17 protein-coding genes and 1 pseudogene are annotated in these 15,618 nt (G+C 71.5%); 10 read left to right on the top strand and 8 right to left on the bottom strand.

Annotation, left to right across the window (positions count from 1 at the left end):
• Nucleotides 1–91 precede the first annotated feature (91 nt).
• Entirely contained in the window at nt 92–607 is a 516-nt protein-coding gene (locus tag BUS84_RS26555) for a MaoC family dehydratase (protein ID WP_074316527.1), read from the bottom strand.
• A gap of 548 nt (nt 608–1,155) precedes the next feature.
• On the opposite strand from BUS84_RS26555, the gene trxA reads away from it, so the two are divergent.
• The 3 genes from trxA to BUS84_RS26540 all read left to right on the top strand — a co-directional run bounded on the left by trxA (nt 1,156) and on the right by BUS84_RS26540 (nt 3,078).
• Nucleotides 1,156–1,518 carry a thioredoxin gene (trxA, locus tag BUS84_RS26550; RefSeq protein ID WP_074316526.1) on the top strand — a complete coding sequence of 121 codons (363 nt, stop codon included), beginning with the start codon at nt 1,156–1,158 and terminating at the stop codon, nt 1,516–1,518.
• Between the two features lie 163 nt (nt 1,519–1,681).
• Entirely contained in the window at nt 1,682–2,122 is a 441-nt protein-coding gene (locus BUS84_RS26545; RefSeq protein ID WP_074316524.1) for a hypothetical protein, read from the top strand.
• The gene (locus BUS84_RS26540) at nt 2,119–3,078 is read left to right on the top strand and encodes an HTTM domain-containing protein (protein WP_074316522.1); all 960 of its coding nucleotides are present in this window, start codon (nt 2,119–2,121) and stop codon (nt 3,076–3,078) included. Before BUS84_RS26545 ends, BUS84_RS26540 begins: the two co-directional genes overlap by 4 nt.
• Here the strand turns inward: BUS84_RS26540 and BUS84_RS26535 are convergent.
• Nucleotides 3,072–3,461: pseudogene (locus BUS84_RS26535) on the bottom strand (thiol-disulfide oxidoreductase DCC family protein); the annotation flags it as partial. The gene BUS84_RS26540 and the pseudogene BUS84_RS26535 overlap by 7 nt on opposite strands.
• Before the next feature lie 93 nt (nt 3,462–3,554).
• On the opposite strand from BUS84_RS26535, the gene BUS84_RS26530 reads away from it, so the two are divergent.
• Together BUS84_RS26530 and BUS84_RS26525 are read left to right on the top strand one after the other, a co-directional pair.
• Nucleotides 3,555–5,621, top strand: a complete 2,067-nt coding sequence (locus BUS84_RS26530; protein ID WP_074319135.1) for an intein-containing Rv2578c family radical SAM protein — start codon at nt 3,555–3,557, stop codon at nt 5,619–5,621.
• Nucleotides 5,622–5,647: 26 nt separating this feature from the next.
• Nucleotides 5,648–6,055: a CoA-binding protein gene (locus BUS84_RS26525; protein ID WP_074316520.1), complete on the top strand. Its 408-nt coding sequence runs from the start codon at nt 5,648–5,650 to the stop codon at nt 6,053–6,055.
• Nucleotides 6,056–6,074: 19 nt separating this feature from the next.
• Here BUS84_RS26525 and BUS84_RS26520 read toward each other — a convergent pair whose 3' ends face one another.
• Nucleotides 6,075–7,271, bottom strand: coding sequence for an acyl-CoA dehydrogenase family protein (locus BUS84_RS26520; RefSeq protein ID WP_074316519.1), 1,197 nt, complete (start codon nt 7,269–7,271; stop codon nt 6,075–6,077).
• A 177-nt stretch (nt 7,272–7,448) separates the two neighbouring features.
• Between BUS84_RS26520 and BUS84_RS26515 the strand changes: the two genes are divergently transcribed.
• Nucleotides 7,449–7,985 carry a DUF4190 domain-containing protein gene (locus tag BUS84_RS26515; RefSeq protein ID WP_074316516.1) on the top strand — a complete coding sequence of 179 codons (537 nt, stop codon included), beginning with the start codon at nt 7,449–7,451 and terminating at the stop codon, nt 7,983–7,985.
• A gap of 36 nt (nt 7,986–8,021) precedes the next feature.
• On the opposite strand, the gene BUS84_RS26510 is transcribed toward BUS84_RS26515, so the two are convergent.
• The gene (locus tag BUS84_RS26510; RefSeq protein ID WP_074316514.1) at nt 8,022–8,927 is read right to left on the bottom strand and encodes an SDR family NAD(P)-dependent oxidoreductase; all 906 of its coding nucleotides are present in this window, start codon (nt 8,925–8,927) and stop codon (nt 8,022–8,024) included.
• Between the two features lie 114 nt (nt 8,928–9,041).
• Between BUS84_RS26510 and BUS84_RS26505 the strand changes: the two genes are divergently transcribed.
• Nucleotides 9,042–9,548, top strand: a complete 507-nt coding sequence (locus BUS84_RS26505) for a DUF4190 domain-containing protein (protein ID WP_074316513.1) — start codon at nt 9,042–9,044, stop codon at nt 9,546–9,548.
• Between the two features lie 69 nt (nt 9,549–9,617).
• On the opposite strand, the gene BUS84_RS26500 is transcribed toward BUS84_RS26505, so the two are convergent.
• A complete protein-coding gene (locus BUS84_RS26500; protein ID WP_074316511.1) occupies nt 9,618–10,574 on the bottom strand; it encodes an HpcH/HpaI aldolase/citrate lyase family protein in 957 nt (318 codons plus the stop codon).
• A 129-nt stretch (nt 10,575–10,703) separates the two neighbouring features.
• On the opposite strand from BUS84_RS26500, the gene BUS84_RS26495 reads away from it, so the two are divergent.
• Both BUS84_RS26495 and BUS84_RS26490 read left to right on the top strand, forming a co-directional pair.
• Nucleotides 10,704–11,528 carry an SDR family NAD(P)-dependent oxidoreductase gene (locus tag BUS84_RS26495; RefSeq protein ID WP_074316509.1) on the top strand — a complete coding sequence of 275 codons (825 nt, stop codon included), beginning with the start codon at nt 10,704–10,706 and terminating at the stop codon, nt 11,526–11,528.
• 10 nt (nt 11,529–11,538) lie between these two features.
• A complete protein-coding gene (locus BUS84_RS26490) occupies nt 11,539–11,814 on the top strand; it encodes a hypothetical protein (protein ID WP_244298739.1) in 276 nt (91 codons plus the stop codon).
• On the opposite strand, the gene BUS84_RS26485 is transcribed toward BUS84_RS26490, so the two are convergent.
• The 3 genes from BUS84_RS26485 to BUS84_RS26475 all read right to left on the bottom strand — a co-directional run bounded on the left by BUS84_RS26485 (nt 11,811) and on the right by BUS84_RS26475 (nt 14,802).
• On the bottom strand, nt 11,811–13,217 hold the full coding sequence (locus BUS84_RS26485; RefSeq protein WP_074316507.1) for a hypothetical protein: 1,407 nt from the start codon (nt 13,215–13,217) through the stop codon (nt 11,811–11,813). The two genes, BUS84_RS26490 and BUS84_RS26485, sit on opposite strands and share 4 nt — an antisense overlap.
• The gene (locus BUS84_RS26480) at nt 13,214–13,738 is read right to left on the bottom strand and encodes a SigE family RNA polymerase sigma factor (protein WP_074316502.1); all 525 of its coding nucleotides are present in this window, start codon (nt 13,736–13,738) and stop codon (nt 13,214–13,216) included. Before BUS84_RS26480 ends, BUS84_RS26485 begins: the two co-directional genes overlap by 4 nt.
• Nucleotides 13,739–13,842: 104 nt before the next feature.
• The gene (locus BUS84_RS26475; RefSeq protein WP_074316499.1) at nt 13,843–14,802 is read right to left on the bottom strand and encodes a DMT family transporter; all 960 of its coding nucleotides are present in this window, start codon (nt 14,800–14,802) and stop codon (nt 13,843–13,845) included.
• A gap of 104 nt (nt 14,803–14,906) precedes the next feature.
• On the opposite strand from BUS84_RS26475, the gene BUS84_RS26470 reads away from it, so the two are divergent.
• Entirely contained in the window at nt 14,907–15,614 is a 708-nt protein-coding gene (locus BUS84_RS26470; RefSeq protein ID WP_074316493.1) for an HAD family hydrolase, read from the top strand.
• Nucleotides 15,615–15,618 lie beyond the last annotated feature (4 nt).

The following is a 15,618-nucleotide window of genomic DNA, read 5'->3' as shown; positions in this document are numbered from 1 at the left end:
ATGCCCCGAAACGGGAATAGGGCCCCTTCCCCATCAGAACCTGATGCGGGGAAGGAGCCCGGTGCCTGCGGCGGTCGATCCGCCGCTGTGCTCAGCGCGGCTCGGGGAAGCTGGGCCGCTCCGGGTCCACTCCCTCTCCGACGGCGCTGGCCGCGTACTCCCGCTTGGGGACCATGACCTTGCGGCGGAAGACGCAGACCATGGTGCCGTCCTGGTTGTAGCCCCGGGTCTCCACGGAAACCACGCCCCGATCGGGCTTGGAGCCGGACTCCCGCTTGTCCAGCACGGTGGTCTCGCCGTAGATGGTGTCGCCGTGGAAGGTGGGGGCCACATGCCGTAGCGACTCGACCTCCAGGTTCGCGATCGCCTTGCCGCTGACATCCGGCACCGACATGCCGAGCAGCAGCGAGTAGATGTAGTTGCCCACGACGACGTTGCGCTTGAACTGGCTGGCCGTCTCGGCGTAGTGCGCGTCCATGTGCAGCGGGTGGTGGTTCATGGTCAGCAGGCAGAAGAGGTGGTCGTCGTACTCGGTGACGGTCTTGCCCGGCCAGTGCCGGTAGACCGCGCCGACCTCGAACTCCTCGTAGTAACGGCCGAACTGCATCCTGGTCCCCTTCGACGGGCGGCGATGGAGTTCGGCACAGCATGCCTTACCGGTGGTTAAGGTGACCGGCAGGGCGCGACCCCGGCGGAAAAGTCACACCGGTCGCTCGCCCGAGGGGAGACGCAATGAGCGGCGGGGCCCTCCCCGGCACCCGCCGCCCACGCTCTGATGCGGAGAATTCTGCCCTACGCAAGCGTAGGTTCAACAGAGACCGGCGTCACATTTATTCTTTTGTAACATTACTGTCGGTAACGAACCACCGGTTGATCAGCGATCTCTGCAGGCGGGGTAGCTCCTTGTCAAGGGGCAAGTTACCGATTCGTAGTGCTCGATCGGATGGATCTCCTTGGGAACGCTCCCATCACGGCAGGTCACGCAAGTGCGTCATGCACTTGCGTTCGGCACATCGGGACGCACAGACGCGAGTCGATGACTCTCGGTACCGGCCGGCAGCCCGCAGCACGTTTCGTGCCCGACCGCCCGGGAATTCGATACGGTCAGCCCTGGTTCTACGAGACGTAGACAAACCGCGGTGATCGGAGAGTGCAATGGCAACCGTTGAGCTGACCTCGGCGAACTTCGACGAGGTGACCGGCAACGACGGCATCGTCCTGGTCGACTTCTGGGCCGACTGGTGTGGTCCGTGCAAGCGGTTCGCCCCGGTCTACGAGCGCTCCTCGGAGAAGCACCAGAACATCGTCTTCGGCAAGGTCGACACCGAGGCGCAGCAGGAGCTGGGCGCCAAGTTCGACATCCGGTCGATCCCGACCATCATGGCGATCCGCGACGGCGTCATCGTCTTCGCCCAGCCGGGCGCCCTTCCGGAGTCCGCGCTGGAGAACCTGATCGAGCAGGTCGAGGCGCTGGACATGGACGACGTCCGCAAGCAGCTGGCCGAGCACAAGCACTGAGCCGTCCTGCGACGGCACGCGAGGCCGGGCCCCGTTCGGGCCCGGCCTTCGTCGTACCCCGGCACGTGCGGGGGACGTCCCACCCGGTCGTCGACCCGGGCAGCGGAAACTGACCGTCGGACGGACCCGACGCGGCCGGTACATCCCGTATCGTCACGACCCGATGGAGAACTTGACCACCCGCGGGCGCGCCACCCGGTTGGGCGCGACCGCACTAGGCCTCGTCCTGCTGCTGATCGGCACCGTCTGGGGCAGCGACGACGATTTCCCGTTCGGCCCGTTCCGGATGTACTCGACCTCGAACCCGCCGAACGCCCCCGCCCCGGACACCCGGGTGGAGGGGGTGAACAGCACCGGCACCGTGATCGACCTCGACCAGGACGCGACCGGCATCCGCCGCGCCGAGATCGAGGGTCAGCAGGACCGGTACGCCGCCGACCCGGCGCTGCTCGCCGAGGTCGCCGACGCGTACGCCGAACGCCACCCGGACGCCGCCGCGCTGGTCGAGGTCCGGATCGTCATCCGCTGGCACGGCATCCAGGCCGGCCGACCGACCGGCCGGCACACCGACGAGACCGTGGTCCGCTGGCAGGCACCCCGATGAGCCGCTGGCTGACCGAAGCGGTGCCGCGGGGCCGGGTGGCCGCGTTCCGGACCCTGATCTACCTCTTCGTCGCCGCCGACCTCGTGGTCTTCACGCCCTGGGTACGGACCCGGGCCAGCGTGCCCGGCGAGCTGTACCAGCCGCTGCTGGTCGGCCGGGTCCTCCCGCTGCCCACGCCGACCCCGGCGCTGGTGGCGGTGATCTTCTGGGCGCTGCTGCTGCTCGCCCTGCTCGCCGCGACCGGACGCGCCCCCCGGCTGCTCGGCTGGTCGGTCTGCGCGCTGTACCTGGAGTGGATGATCATCGCGATGAGCTACGGGAAGGTCGACCACGACCGGTTCGGACTGCTCGTCGCACTGGCCGTACTGCCCACCGCCGGCAGGGCACGGCACGGCGACACCACCCGCACCGAGGCCGGCGGCTGGGCTCTGCGGGTCACCCAGATCGCGGTGATCTGCACGTACTTCCTGGCCGCCTGGGCCAAGCTGCGCTTCGGCGGGCTCGACTGGCTGACCGGCTCGGTGCTGGCGCGGGCCATCATCCGGCGCGGCACCGACCTGGCGGACCTGGTCGCCCAGGTGCCGTACCTGCTGATCGTCGCCCAGTTCGGCATCGTGGCCTTCGAACTGTTCAGCCCGGTGGTCTTCCTGCTGCCGGCCCGGTGGCGGCTGGCCATGGTCGGCTTCTTCTACTCGTTCCACGCGGTGACCATCGCGACCATCACCATCTCGTTCGCACCGCACCTGGCAGCGATGACCAGCTTCCTGCCGCTGGAGCGGGTCCGCCCGCTGGTCTGGGCCCGCCGGCTCGTCGGCCGCCCCACGGCCGAGCCGGCGAGCGACGCGGTCCAGGCCCCGCCGGAGCCCGGGGCGGAACCCGACCCGGTGGGGGCCGGCACCGAGCCGGCACCGCTCGGCGGTCGGCCGCCGGCGGTCGGCCGCCCGGCCGGGCCGTAGAGCCGCTCCCGCGCCTCCTGGGGCAGGGAACAGGCCGCCGTGCCGCCCGGCAGCCGGTGCCGGTTGCGCGCCACCCAGCGGTACGCCGGCCAGGCCACGGCGCGGGCCGGCGGAAAGCGCAGCCCAGCGCCGGCGACCCGCCAGACCGGGCCGCTCGCGGCGAGCAGCTTCGCGATGGCGTCCGGACCGGCAGCGCGTGAGCCGTCCGCACCGACCCACTGCACGGCCTCCTCGCACTCGGCGGCGGTGAGGCCGAGCGCGTCCAGGTCGGCGAACTGCCAGGGCACCACCCGCGCGGCGGTGGGGATGCGGCGCTCGATGAACTCCGCGCACCGGGTGCAGAACGCGCAGTCCCCGTCGTAGACGAAGGTCGACGTCTTCATGGTGTCCATCCTCCCCTCCCGGAGCGCACGATCAGGCACCGGTGTCCGGCGGGTCACTTGCGCTTCCCTCGTACACGTGTTCGAATAGTGGCCATGCGCTGGGACAACCTCACCGCTCCCCCGGTTGAGGGAGACCCCGAGCGGGCAGCGCCAGCGACGCCACCCCTGCCGCTGGCGCTGCCCGGCGCCGTCGCCCGCACCTTCGACACCCCGGAGTTCGCCGGGATGACCTTCTACGAGGTGCAGGCCAAATCCATCATCAACCGGGTGCCCGGGCAGTCCCGCGTCCCCTTCGAGTGGACCATCAACCCGTACCGGGGCTGCTCGCATGCGTGTGTGTACTGCGTCTCGGGTGACACCCCAGTCTTGATGGCGGACGGGCGCACCAAGCCGATCAGCGAGTTGGAGCCGGGCGACCGGATCTACGGGACGGAGCGGCGCGGCGCCTACCGGCGATACGTCGTCACCACCGTGCTGGACAAGTGGTCGACCGTGAAAGCGGCTTATCGGGTCACCCTGGAGGACGGCACGACGCTCGTTGCGAGCGGCGACCACCGGTTCCTCTCCGAACGGGGCTGGAAGCGCGTCACCGGAGCCATACAGGGCGGCAGCCGGCGCCCCTACCTGACCACCAACAATCGCCTGATCGGCACCGGCCGTTTCGCCGCCGGTCCCAAGGAGTCACCGGACTACCGCCGGGGCTATCTCTGCGGCATGATCCGCGGGGACGCTCATCTCGGCACCTTCTCGTACTCGTACGGCGTGGTGCATCGGTTCCGCCTGGCGCTGTGCGACGACGAGGCGTTGACCCGTAGTGAGCGCTACCTCGTCCACGAAGGGGTCGAAACGCAGCGCTTCACGTTCACTCAGGCCAGCACCGTGCGGCGAGCGGTGACCGCCATCCGCACCTCGAAGCAGCGGGACATCGAGACGATTACTGAGCTGATCCGCTGGCCGGTGGCTCCCAGCGATGACTGGAGGCTCGGCTTCCTGGCCGGGATCTTCGACGCCGAGGGCGGTTGCAGCAGAGGCGCTCTACGCATCACCAACAGCGACGACGCCATCCTCGACCAGACGACGGAGGCACTTCAGCGGTTCGGGTTCTCCTTCATGCGGGAAGATCGCGGCCTACCCAACCGTGTGCGGGTGATCAGATTGACCGGCGGTCTGACCGCCCGGCTCCGGTTCTTCCACCTGACCGACCCCGCCATCACTCGCAAGCGGTCGATCGAGGGCGCCGCGCTGAAGCATCAGACCGCACTCAGGGTGGTGGGCATCCAGGCGCTCGGGCTGGAACTGCCGCTGTGGGACATCACCACCGGCACCGGAGACTTCATCGCCAACGGGGTGGTCAGCCACAACTGTTTCGCGAGAAACACTCACACCTACCTCGATCTCGACGCCGGTGCGGACTTCGACCGGAAGGTGATCGTCAAGGTCAACGCCGGGGAGCTGGTCCGGCGGGAGCTGGCCGCGCCGAAGTGGCGGGGCGCGCACGTCGCGATGGGCACCAACGTGGACTGCTACCAGCGCGCCGAGGGCCGTTACCGGCTGATGCCGCAGATCATCGCGGCCTTGCGGGACTTCGCCAACCCATTCTCGATCCTGACCAAGGGCACGCTGATCCTGCGGGACCTGCCGCTGCTGCGCGAGGCCGCCGAGGTGACCAGGGTGGGCATCTCATACTCGGTGGGCTTCGTCGACGAGCAGCTCTGGCGTTCCGTCGAGCCGGGCACCCCGCACCCGCGCCGGCGGCTGGACGCGGTCCGGGCGCTCGCCGACGCCGGCTTCTCCGTCGGGGTGCTGATGGCCCCGATCCTGCCCGGCCTGAGCGACAGCGACGCGTCGATCGACGCCACCGTGTCGGCGATCGCCGCCGCCGGGGCGACCAGCGTGACCCCGCTCGCGCTACACCTGCGCCCCGGCGCACGGGAGTGGTACGCGCACTGGCTCGCCCGGGAGCACCCGCAACTCGTGCCCCGCTACCGCGAGCTCTACCGGGCCGGCGCCTACGCTCCACAGGCGTACCAGCGGGAGCTGACCGCGCGGGTGCGGATCGCGGCCCGCCGGCACGGGCTGCACCGTGGTGAGCAGGGCGACAGCCGCCGCCTACCCGAGCCGACGCCACCGCCGGCTCCCGAGCAACTGACCCTGCTCTAGCCGGCGGGCGGCGCTACAGTCGGCGGGTGCGTACCGCTCAGCAGATCCTCGCCGACTCCGCCGTGATCGCCGTCGTGGGCGCGTCCCGTGACCCCAACAAGTCCGCGCACAGTGTGCCGTTGCAGATGCAGCGGCACGGCTGGCGGATCATTCCGGTCAATCCGAGCGTCGAGGAGCTCTTCGGGGAGCGCGCGTACGCCACGCTGGCCGACATCCCGCACCCGGTCGACCTGGTGAACGTGTTCCGGCCGGCGGCCGACGCCGTGCAGGTGGTCCGGGACGCGGCGGCGATCGGCGCCCCGGCGGTGTGGTTGCAGCTCGACATCGTCTCGGCCGAGGCGCGGCGCATCGCCGCGGCAGCCGGGATGGACTACGTCGAGGACCGCTGCCTCGCCGTCGAACGGGCCGTGGGCGCACTGACCCGACTCGGCTGACCACGCGCGGGGCGGGGCCTCAGAGCTTGTACTCCTTGAGCAGGCCGCGGGAGATGATGGTCTTCTGGATCTCGGAGGTGCCCTCGCCGATGAGCAGGAACGGGGCCTCCCGCATCAACCGCTCGATCTCGTACTCCTTGGAGTAGCCGTAGCCGCCGTGGATGCGGAACGCCTCCTGGACGACCTCGGCGCAGTATTCCGAGGCGAGCAGCTTGGCCATCCCGGCCTCGACGTCGTTGCGCTGGCCGGAGTCCTTGAGCCGGGCGGCGTTGACCATGAGGGCGTGCGCGGCCTCGATCTTCGTGCCCATCTCGGCGAGCTTGAAGGCGATGGCCTGGTGCTTGGCGAGCGGCTGACCGAAGGTCCTGCGCTGCTGGGCGTAGCTGACCGCCAGCTCGAAGGCCCGGATGGAGATGCCGCAGGCGCGGGCGGCCACGTTGACCCGGCCCACCTCGATGCCGTCCATCATCTGGTAGAAGCCCCGGCCCACCTTGTCGGCGCCGCCGAGGATCGCCGAGTCGGGCACGGTCACCCCGTCGAGCACCATCTCGGTGGTCTCGACGCCCTTGTAGCCCATCTTTTCGATCTTGCCGGGTATGGTCAGCCCGGGTGCCGTCTCCCCGAAGCCCGGCTCCTTCTCCAGCAGGAAGGTGCTCATGTTGCCGTACACCGACTCGGCGCCGGTGTCGGTCTTGACCAGGGTGGCCACCACCGAGGAGTACGCCCCGTTGGTCAGCCACATCTTCTGCCCGTTGAGCACGTAGCGGTCGCCGTCGCGGACGGCCCGGGACTTGATGGCCGAGACGTCGGAGCCGGTCTCCGGCTCGGACATGGAGAAGGCGCCGCGCACCTCACCGGTGGCCATCTTCGGCAGCAGCCGGGTCTTCTGCTCGGCCGAGCCGTGCTGGGAGATCAGGTACGCCACGATGAAGTGGGTGTTGACGATGCCGGAGATCGACATCCAGCCGCGGGACAGCTGCTCCACCACGAGCGCGTAGGTGAGCAGCGACTCGCCGAGGCCGCCGTACTCCTCGTCGATGGTGAGGCCGAACAGTCCCATCTCGCGCATCCCGTCGAGGATGTCGGTGGGGTATTCGTCGGCGTGCTCCAGCCGCTGAGCGTGCGGGATGATCTCCTTGTCGGCGAACTCCCGGACGGTCTCCAGGATCGACCGCTGCACATCGGTCAGGCCGGGCGTCTGGGCGAGTCGAGCCATCTCAGCCTCCGGGGATCAGCGCACTACTCGTGGGTAACTGAACGCTGGGTCAGTATCGGTCTCCGGGGCCGGCGAGGCCAAGGTGACCAGTCCACACAACCGCTGTGAAAAGGTTCACCGCTGCGGGTAGCGTCCGGCAAGAGGGACTTTTCCGGCACCGGCAGGAGGAGGACAGCCGTGAGCTACCCGCCGCCGTCGGGACCGCCCGGGGACGAGCAGCCGCCGTCACCCTACGAGCCACCCCGGGACCAGTCGCCCTACGCGCCGCCACCGGCGGGCCAGTCGCCGTACGGGCCGCCGCCGGACCAGTCGGCCTTCGGGCCGCCGGAGCGCTCGCCGTACGGGCCGCCGGCGGACGACCCGTCGCCGTACGAGCAGCAGGGGCCGCACCAGCCGGCGCACTGGGGGCAGCAGCCGCCGTACCCCCCGCAGGGCCCCTACGGGCAGTACGGCCCACCGTCGTCCGGACCGGGTCGGGGCACCAACGTGCTGGCGATCCTGTCGCTGGTTTTCGCCTTCGTGTTCCCCCCGGCCGGCGTGGTCCTCGGCCACGTGGCCAAGCGGCAGATCCGCACCAGCCGCGAGGAGGGCGACCAGCTCGCCACGTGGGGGTTGATCCTCGGCTACGTCTTCACCGGGCTCACCCTGCTGGGCTGCTGTGGTTGGCTGGCCCTGGTCCTCATCGGCAACACCGGCGACAGCGGCGGCTACTGATCGGCGACCAGGAAACGTCCGGTGAGGACGTACCCGTCAGCGGAAGCGGGCCTCGCGGACGCTGTTGCCGCCGTCCACCACCAGCATCTGACCGGTGATGTACGAGGCAGCCGGCGAGCAGAGGAAGCTGATCGCGGCGGCGACCTCGTCCGGAGTGCCCGGTCGACCGACCGGAGTGCCCAGCCCCTGCTTGATCTCCGCCATCGTGGACGCCGCGGTGTAGATGGTGCCGGGGGCCACCGCGTTCACGGTCACCCCGTCGGCGATCATCTCCATGGCCAGCGCACGGGTCAGCCCCACCACCCCGGCCTTCGCAGCGGCGTACGCGGCCTCGGTGGGCAGCGCGTTGACCGGGCCGGCGGTGGCCGCGAGGTTGACGATCCGCCCCCAGCCCCGTTCGGCCATTCCGCTGATGAACGCCCGGCTGCACAGGAACGCGGTGGTCAGGTTGCGGTCGATCTCGGCGCGCCACTCGTCGTAGGTCAGCTGCGCGACCGGTCGCAGCACCTCCGGGCTTGCCCGGCTGGCCAGGCCGGCGTTGTTGACGAGCACCTCGACGTCGCCCAACTGCTCGGCGACCGCGTCGGCCAGCGCGCCGACCTCGGACTCGTCGGTCAGGTCCGCCACGAAACCGGTCACTCCCAGCTCGCCTGCCCGCTCGTGGATGCGCCGGGTGGTGGAGACGATGGCCACCCGGGCGCCCAGGTCGGTGAGCCGGCGGGCGGTGGCGTACCCGATGCCGTCCGGGCTGCCCGCACCGGTCACCAGGGCGACCCGTCCGTCGAGCCGCATGGTCACCGGGTCGGCGAGCGCGACCGGCTCGTCCGCGCCGGAGGCACCGGCCGGTGTGGCCGCACGGCCGCGCCGGCCGGTGCCCGGGCGGCTGACGTCCCGTCTCGGTCGACTGCCGGAACGGTCGGCGGCGCGCGCATCCATTGCCATGCCAGGATCCTGCCCGGTCCGGCGGGCCCGAGCAACGCGGCACCCGGGAGCAGGGGCATCCGGTTTGGTCGCCGCTGGCTACCCTGACGGCCACCCGACCTGACGGAGAATCGCATGACCTATCCCCACCCGCCCGGCGGCTGGACCGATCCCACGGGCCAGCAGTCGAGCCCTCCGGTGGAGCCGACCCTTGTGGCCGGTCAGCCGGTTCCCACCCAGCACGGCCCGGCGGACCCGTACGCGCCGGTCGACCCGTACGCCGGTGGGCAGTTTCCCCCGGGCCAGCCCATGCCCGGCTACGCCGCGCCCGCCTATCCGCCGCCGTACGCGGGCTACGGCTATCCGGTGCCGCAGAAGACCAACGGGATGGCGATCGCGGCGCTGGTGCTGGCCCTGCTCGGCTTGACGTCCTGCATCACCGCACCGGTCGGGGCGATCCTCGGTCACGTGGCCCAGAAGCAGATCCGGCTCAGCGGCGAGGGCGGCGAGGGGATGGCGAAGGCCGCCATTATCGTCGGCTGGATCCTCACCGGGCTGCTGGTGCTGCTGATCGCCTTCTACGTCGTCGTGATCGTCCTCGCCATCACGACGAGTGCTGGCGACAACACCAGCAGCTACTGATCGGCGAACGGGTCGGCACAGCGCCGGTTGTCGGGCCGGGACGAGGGCTGTCGTCCCGGCCCGGCACGTTCACTCCGAAGGCGGGGTGAACGACGAGGTTCGGCTCATCCCGGCGGCCCGGCCCTTGGCGGCCACCACCAGCGCCATCTTGCGGGACGCCTCGTCGATCATCTCGTCGCCGAGCATCACGGCGCCGAGCCTGCCGCCGGCCTCCGAGGTGTAGTGCTGGTACGCGTCGAGGATCAACTCGGCGTGGTCGTAGTCGGCCTGCGCCGGCTGGTAGACCTCGTTGGCGGCGTCGATCTGGCCCGGGTGCAGCACCCACTTGCCGTCGAAGCCCAGCGCCGCCGAACGCTTGGCCACCTCGCGGAAGGCGTCCACGTCCCGGATCTGCAGGAACGGGCCGTCGATTGCCTGCTTGTCGTGCATCCGGGCGGCCATCAGGATCCGCATCAGGATGTAGTGGTACGGGTCGCCCGGGTAGTCCGGGATCAGCGCGCCGACCACCAGCGACTTCATGTTGATCGAGGCCATGAAGTCGGCCGGGCCGAAGATGATGGTCTCCACCCGGGGCGAGGCGGCGGCGATCGCGTCCACGTTGACCAGGCCGGCGGCGTTCTCGATCTGCGCCTCGATGCCGATCCGGCCGACCTCCAGGCCGAGCGTCTTCTCGATCTGGGTGAGCGTCAGGTCCAGCCACTGCACCTGGGCGGCGTCCTGCACCTTCGGCAGCATGATGCAGTCCAGGTTCGCGCCGGCGCCCTCGACCACCTCGATGACGTCCCGGTAGGTCCACGGGGTGGTCAGGTCGTTGACCCGCACCACGCGCGCCTTGCCGGCCCAGTCGCCCTCGTTGAGCGCGGCCACGATGTTCTTCCGCGCATCCGGCTTGGCCAGCGGGGCCACGGCGTCCTCCAGGTCGAGGAAGACCTGGTCGGCCGGGAGTCCCTGCGCCTTGGCGAGCATCTTGACGCTGGAACCCGGTACGGCGAGGCAGGACCGGCGGGGACGACCGACTGCGGCCATGGATGCGCTCCTTCCAGCGTCCGGCGGGCACGCCGACGCCACCTGACGACAGATCCGAGAAACTTAACGATCCCAAAGGGCGTGGTGACGTCACGGTAACCTCGCGCCATGACCGCGGTGAATGGACCTGTGGAAGATCTCACTGGGCGTCGACTGGTGGTGGTGACCGGGGCCAGCTCCGGCATCGGGCTGGCCGCCGCCGTGGACCTGGCGTGCCGTGGCGACCAGGTGGTGCTGGTCGGGCGGGACCCGGCCCGGTTGCAGGCCGCCGCGGAACGGGTACGGGAGACGTCGGGCGAGCGTCCGGAGCTGTTCCGGGCCGACTTCGCGGTGCTCGACGACGTGCGCCGGCTCGCCGAGCGGCTGCGCGACGCGTACGACCGGATCGACGTGCTGGTCAACAACGCCGGTGCCATCGCGCTCCAGCCGCTCACCACCGTCGACGGCTTCGAGCTGTCGATCCAGGCCAACCACCTGGCCCCGTTCCTGCTGACCAATCTGCTCGCCGACCGGGTCGGCCGGATCGTGGTCACCGCCTCCGGCGCGCACCGGAGCGGCGTGCTGGACCCGAGCGACCTCAACAAGCCACTGCGCCGCTACCGGCCGATGGTCGCGTACGGCACCAGCAAGCAGGCGAACATCCTGTTCACCGCCGAGGCGGCCCGGCGCTGGCCGGACATCCCGGCACACAGCTTCCACCCGGGGGTGGTGCGCACCCGGTTCGCCAACGACAGCCGTCTGGTCGCCCTCGGCATGCGGATCCTGCCGTTCCGCAGTCCGGAGAAGGGTGCCGAGACCCTGGTCTGGCTGGCCAACCAGGACCGGTCCCGGCTGGTCGACGGTGGCTACTACCACAACCGGCGGCTGCGTCGGCCGTTGCGCAAGGCCAGCGATCCGCAGCTCGCGGCCCGGCTCTGGGCGGCGAGCGCCAAGGCCGTCGGCATCGCGGACTAGCGTGGCCACCGTGCTGACGCTTGTCGCGCTCGTCGAGTTCACCGCCCGGGCCGAGGCCGCCGGGAAGCGCTACGAGGACACCGTGCTGGCTCTGCTCGGCCGGCACGGCGGCCAACTGGAACGGCGGCTGCGCGGCATCGACGAGCGGACCGAGGTGCACGTGATCCGGTTCGACGACCGGGCCGGGTACGAGGCGTTCCTCGCCGACCCGGAGCGTTCCGTGCTGCGCACCGCACTCGGCGAATCGGCGCCGACCACCCGCGTGATCGAGGTGTACGAGGCTTAGGGCAACTCACCGGACCGGCGGCGCGCGGCGCGCCGGTGGAGCCGTCGACCGTGCCAGCGCCGCAGCAGCGACAGCACGGGCAGGCCCACCACGAGCGCCACGACGAATCCCACGGCGAGCAGCCAGAACGGCAGCGGCCCGTAGTCGGGTCGGCCACTTTCGCGTACCGCGCCGTCGATCGCCAGGTCGGCGGCGACCGTCAGGTCGGTGATGCCCTCCGGGGTGCGGAAGAGGACCTCCGGCGCCGGTGCGCCCCGGCGCAGCACCACGAGTTCCACCCGATCCGTGCCCGGCTCGTGATACGGACTCCAGGCGATGTCGTGGTCCTCCGGCCGGTCCACCGCGTCCGGGCCGGGCACACCGACCAGCGCGACCGCCTCGTCCGCCGAGCGCCAGCCGAGCAGCTGGACGAACGTACGGGAGCGCAGCGGTGGGAACGCCGCACCGGCCCGCGGTGCGGCGTCGACGGTGGACCGCACGGACAGCGTCCAGGTACGCCGATAGGCCGGCACCGGGCAGTCGGCACAGGTGGAACGGTCCAGGACCCCCACCGCCCGCCCGTCCGGCAGCCAGGACCCGGGACCGCCGAGCCGCCCGCCGTGCAACGGCAGCTTCCGGTACGGGTCGGCGACACCGTCGGCGCCGGCGTCGGCGACCCGGGTGAGCCAGATTTCGTCGCGGACCTGGAGGGCCAACTCGCCGCTGTCCGGCGAGAGCGCCGCGGTGCGTCCCGGCGGAATCCAGGCGGTGCCCACCCGGACCCGCAGGACGTCCTTCCCGCTCTCGCGGTCGTAGACCCCGACGTACGGGGTGGTGTAAGTGTTCGGCGGTGTGAAGGCGGCATCGTCGTCGGCGTAGACGAGTCGCTCACCATCCGAGGCGAACGCGAGCGGGTAGCCGTCCGTCCGGTCCGGGGTGAACCGCCCGGATGTCAGGTCGAGCAGGGACGCGCCGACCCAGGCGTACCGGCCGTCCGGGGAGAGCAGCGCGTCGAAGCCCGGAGTGAACGCCCCGGCGTCCAGCACCCGGTACCGGTCGGCCTCGGCTGCCAGCACGCCCATCCGGGTCTCGAACCAGTCGGTGCGCACGGCCGGGCCGCCGAAGAGCATCGCCGCCGCGCCGGGCGCCGAGTCCCGTACCGAGGCGGTGCGCAGTGGCGGGTCGACGAGTCGGGTGGGCAGGCCCGGGGCATCGACGTGCGGGGCGGCGGGCGACGGCAGGGCCACCGGGTGCAGCGCGTACCCGGTGCCGAGGAACAGCACCAGGACGGCCAGCGCGCCGGCCGCGGCGGCCCGGCGACGCCGGTGCCGGGTCCGCGCCGCGTCGAAGAGCCCGTCCGGTACGCGCGCGGGCGGCACGTCGTCGGCGAGGCGACGCAGCGCCTCGCTGAGCCGGGCGCTCATCGGGCCACCTCCTGAGGGCTACGGCCAACCAGCTCGGCCAGCTCGGGGGCGAGGACGCGCAGCCGCCCGAGGGCGTGCCGGGTCTGGCTCTTCACGGTGCCGACCCGGCAGCCCAGCAACGCGGCCGTCTCGGTCTCGGTGCGGTCCTCGTAATAGCGCAGGACCAGGACCGCGCGTTGCCGCACGGTCAGCCGAGCCAGGGCCGCCCGGAGCACCAGCCGCAGGTCCGTGTCGTCGCCGGGGCCGGCCCGCTCCGGCGGCGCTCCGCCCAGCCGCTCCGGCGGGCGGGCCCGGCGCCACCGCCACCAGCTCGCCGCCTGTGTGTACAGCACCCGGCGCAGGTAGGCGGCCGGATCATCGAGCCGTTCCCAGCGCACCGCGACCCGGGCCAGCGCCACCTGCACCAGGTCCTCGGCGTGGTGCCGGTCGCCGGTCAGCAGGTACGCGAACCGGGTCAGCCCGGCGGTCTCGGCCCGTACGAAATCGGCGAAGCTGTCCCGGGTGCGGTCCTCAGTCGTCAAACGGATCGCCCTCCTCACCCGGGCAGACGCCGGGCGGGCCCGCCCCGGAGGGAACCGCCACCCACGTTCCTCAGCTCGTCCTGGGCTCGCCGGCCGTGGCGTGGTCAGTCTTTCAACGGGGCGGCGTCGGCGGGGAGCGGGGTGGGCGGCGTGGCACGGCGGCCGGCCCGGGTGCCGCCGATCACCACCACCGCCACCCCGACCAGCAGCAGCGCCATTCCCAGCAGCGCGTACGGGCGGGGCAGCTGCCCCAGCCAGACCCAACCGAGCAGGGCCGCGCCGGGCACCTCCAGCAGGATCAGCACGCTGACCGTGGTCGCCGGGATCCGGTGCAGGGCGTAGTTGAACATCGAATGGCCCAGCAGTTGTGCCCCGGCCACCAGGGCCAGGATGGCCAGCCAGGTACGCCCGTCGAAGCCGGTCATCCGGACTCCACCGAGCAGGCAGACCACCAGCAGGATCAGCGCGCAGATCCCGTAGCAGATGGTGGTGTACGTGGTGGTGCTGATGCTGGCCCGGGCCCGCTCACCGAAGGCGGTGTAGACGGCGGCGAACAGGCCACCGGCCAGCGCCAGCAGGTCACCGAGGACAGCCCGCCCGGAGATGCCCACGTCGGCGCCGGTGGCGATCACCGCGCCGCCGACCGCCACCGCGATGCCGATCCAGACCACCCGGGGCAGCCCGCGGCCCTGGGCGCGGGCGATCAGCCCCTGCCAGACCGGCTGGGTGGCGACCAGGGCGGTGGCCGTGGCGACCGAGGTGAGCTGCGCGCTCGGCATCCAGGTGGCGAAGTGCGCGGCCAGCGCCACCCCGGAGAGCACGCAGTACAGCCCCTCCCGCCGGCCCGCCCGTGCGGCCAGCGCACGGAACTCGGCGCGACGCCGGGCCAGCGAGAACGGGCTCAGCACGGCCACCGCGAGCAGGTTGCGCCAGAACGCGATGGCCAGCGCGGGAGCGGCGGCGTAGGCGATCAACGGCGCGGACGACGACACGGCGACCACGGCCAGGCCGACCGCGCCGGTGGTCAGCGGATCCAGGGGCGGGCGGTGTGAGGAAGGGGGCACGGGAAGCAATCCTCACACGCTCGCGAACAACACAGAACGTCAGCACTCCGTTACGATCACGCGGTCCGCGCCGGCGACCCTCGACCGCCCGGAGGCGCTCCCCCATGCCCAACTACCAGGCGGTGCTGTTCGACTTCTTCGGCACCCTGACCCGTCCGGTCCAGCGGGGCGCCGCCCACCTCGGCACCGCCGAGCTGCTCGGATGCCACACGGACACGTTGACCGAGGTGCTGGACCGCACCTACTACGAGCGGGCCACCGGCCGGCTCGGCAACGCGGAGGCGACGCTGCGGTGGGTCTGCGGCCAGGTCGGCGTACACCCCAGTGACCACGCGGTGCGCGCGGCCGTGGCCTCCCGGCACCGCGCGGTCCGCGCGGACACCCGGCTACGGGCCGACGCGGCGCCCGTGCTGACGGCGCTGCGCCAGCGCGGCCTGCGCACCGGTGTGATCAGCGACTGTACGCACGAGCTGCCGGCCTTCCTGCCACAGCTCGCGGTCGCCCCGCTGCTCGACGTGCGGGTCTTCTCGGTGCAGGTCGGACGGTGCAAGCCGGATCCTGCGCTCTACCTGACCGCCTGCCGGCGGCTCGGGCTCGCGCCACGCGACTGCCTGTACGTCGGCGACGGCGGCAGCCAGGAGTTGACCGGCGCGGAGCGGGCCGGGATGACCGCGGTCCGGCTCGCCGCGCCCGACCTGGCCGAGCACATGGTCTTCAACGCGGACCGGGACTGGCGCGGCCCGACACTCGGCACGCTGCGCGACGTGCTCGACCTCGTCGACGCCGAGGTCATCGGCGTGGGCGTCGGCTGACCGG

Source organism: Micromonospora cremea (assembly GCF_900143515.1).
Taxonomy (GTDB): domain Bacteria; phylum Actinomycetota; class Actinomycetes; order Mycobacteriales; family Micromonosporaceae; genus Micromonospora; species Micromonospora cremea.
Note: the sequence above shows the minus strand (reverse complement) of the source record. Positions and strands in the feature narration are given on the sequence as shown.